Genomic DNA, 2,346 nt, shown 5'->3' with positions numbered 1-2,346 from the left:
ATGGGGCGGATTTTTATTTCTGCGGCACATGGTGGCACAGAAGCGGGTAAAAATGACCCCGGTGCGATCGCTGGTGGCACAACGGAAGCAAAGGAAATGATTCTTTTGCGAGATTTAGTGGTGACAGAACTCCGCACCCGTAACGTAGAAGTTTTAGCTGTTCCTGATGATTTGAGTGCGGCTCAAACCATCGCTTGGATTAATGCTCGTGCTAATACCAAGGATGTAGCGCTAGAAATTCAAGCCAATGCTGCTAATAGTCCATCGGTGCGGGGAGCAAGTGCATTTTATATTGCCAAAAATGACCAACGCAAACAAAATGCCGAAATGGTATTAATGGCACTTTTGCGTCGTGTCCCCCAATTACCAAATCGCGGAGTGAAACCAGATACAGATAGTGGCTTGGGTAATTTACAATTTTGTCGTCAAACTGTGATTGGAGCTTTATTACTACAAGTCGGGTTTTTAAGCAGTCCTGAAGATCGGGCTTTATTACAAAGTCGTCGTCGTGATTTTGCCATCGGAATTGCCGAAGGACTGACTACTTGGAATCAAGCAAATGATCCTCAGCAACCAACGACCGAAAATTATTCTAGCATTAATATCAATATTAATGGACAAAATTACGCTGAACAAGGAGTATTAATTAATGGGAATGCTTACATCCCAATTGATTTAGTAGATCGGTTACGGATTGATATTTCCAAATTAGCTAATTTACGCCGAATTACCTATCGCCAAATAGTGTATATTAAAGCTGTAGAACTTCGAGACTCTCATATTTCTATTGATTGGGATAGTGCCACGCGCACAGTAAAATTACGCTCAATTTCAACAGTTTGTCCTGGACAAATTGAGCAACTTATCTCCAATGGTAATACATCAGAAGTACAGCTACAACTATTTCTAAAAACCAATAATGAAACCGCCATTACACAGTTTCCTGATCTTCCTAAACTATATCGAGAAGAAGCAACAATTGAAGGCATAAATCATGATATTGCTTTTTGTCAAATGTGTTTAGAAACTGGATTTTTACGGTTTGGTACTGACATTAAATCCCAGCAAAATAACTTTGCCGGTTTGGGTGCAGTTGGTGGTGGTGCGGAAGGAGCATCATTTCCCAGCGCCAGAATTGGTGTCAGAGCGCATATTCAACATTTAAAAGCCTATGCCAGTTTAGAACCTTTAGTCCAACAAGAAGTAGATCCTAGATTTCGCTTTGTGACTAGAGGAGTTGCGTCGTCAGTTCATCAATTGTCAGGGCGCTGGTCTGCTGATTTAGACTACGGAATTAAAATTACAGCTATTCTCAGAAGACTCTATGAATCAGCAAATCTTTTGTAATTAGGGAACGGGGAAACAGGAAACATAGGAATAATATTTGATTTTTGAAATATACCTAGGGTGGGCATTGCCTACCTACTTAAAATTTTTTAAATATCATTTATGATTCCCATAGGAGGAAAATTTTCTTCATTCTTCATTCTTCATTCTTCATTCTTCATTCTTGAACTCCTGATAGCGAAGCGTGGCGTTAGCCATACTCCTGATAGCGAAGCGTGGCGTTAGCCATACTTCTGAACTCCTGACTCCTGACTCCTGACTCCTGACTCCTGTTATAGTTCTATTAATGATGATTTGGAACAATATTTGTGTTTCCCCTCTACGATGACAACCCCACCCGAATTACTCCATATTTTACCTATGGGTTAATTGGAATGAATGTCCTAGTTTTTCTCCATGAAATAAACTTGTCAAGTCTACAACTAGAACAATTTTTTCAATTGTATGCGGTAATACCGCAAGAATTAACCATTAACTGGAGTCGAGAGTGGACAACCTTATTTACATCACAATTTTTGCATGGAGGTTGGTGGCACTTAATATCCAATATGGTCTATTTGTGGGTATTTGGTAACAATATTGAAGACCGCTTAGGACATTTTAAATATCTATTGTTTTATTTAACCTGTGGGGCTATAGCTGCTCTATGTCAATGGTTTATTGGTATGTACTCTGCTGTTCCTTCCTTGGGAGCAAGTGGGGCAATTTCTGGAGTTTTAGGTGCATATTTAATCTGGTTTCCTCAAGCAAGAATTACCACTTTAATCTTTTTAGGTTTTTTTATCACCACAATTAATGTTCCGGCATTAGTAATTATTGGTATTTTCTTTGTGCAAAATCTCATTTCTGGTTTTGCTAGTCTCCAAGCAGCAGCTAATATGAGTGTAGAAATGGGAGGAGTCGCTTATTGGGCGCATCTTGGAGGTTTTGTCGTCGGGAGTATTTTTGCACTGGTGAATAGGGAATAGGGAATTGGTGATTGGTGATTGGTGATTGGTG

Annotated in this window: 3 protein-coding genes; 2 read left to right on the top strand and 1 reads right to left on the bottom strand. The window is 39.6% G+C overall.

Annotated elements, in window-relative coordinates; translation table 11 throughout:
* Positions 1-1,347 (top strand): N-acetylmuramoyl-L-alanine amidase (locus FJR06_RS15785; RefSeq protein WP_015081208.1); only part of this gene is annotated, 1,347 nt, incomplete at its 5' end.
* Between the two features lie 150 nt (positions 1,348-1,497).
* Here the strand turns inward: FJR06_RS15785 and FJR06_RS15780 are convergent.
* Complete coding sequence (locus tag FJR06_RS15780) at positions 1,498-1,650, bottom strand: hypothetical protein (protein WP_158310548.1); 153 nt, start codon at positions 1,648-1,650, stop codon at positions 1,498-1,500.
* A 5-nt stretch (positions 1,651-1,655) separates the two neighbouring features.
* Between FJR06_RS15780 and FJR06_RS15775 the strand changes: the two genes are divergently transcribed.
* Positions 1,656-2,315, top strand: a complete 660-nt coding sequence (locus FJR06_RS15775) for a rhomboid family intramembrane serine protease (protein WP_168651780.1) — start codon at positions 1,656-1,658, stop codon at positions 2,313-2,315.
* The last annotated feature ends 31 nt before the right edge of the window (positions 2,316-2,346 follow it).

This window comes from Dolichospermum sp. UHCC 0352, assembly GCF_009711925.1.
Taxonomy (GTDB): Bacteria; Cyanobacteriota; Cyanobacteriia; order Cyanobacteriales; family Nostocaceae; genus Dolichospermum; species Dolichospermum lemmermannii.
Note: the sequence above shows the minus strand (reverse complement) of the source record. Positions and strands in the feature narration are given on the sequence as shown.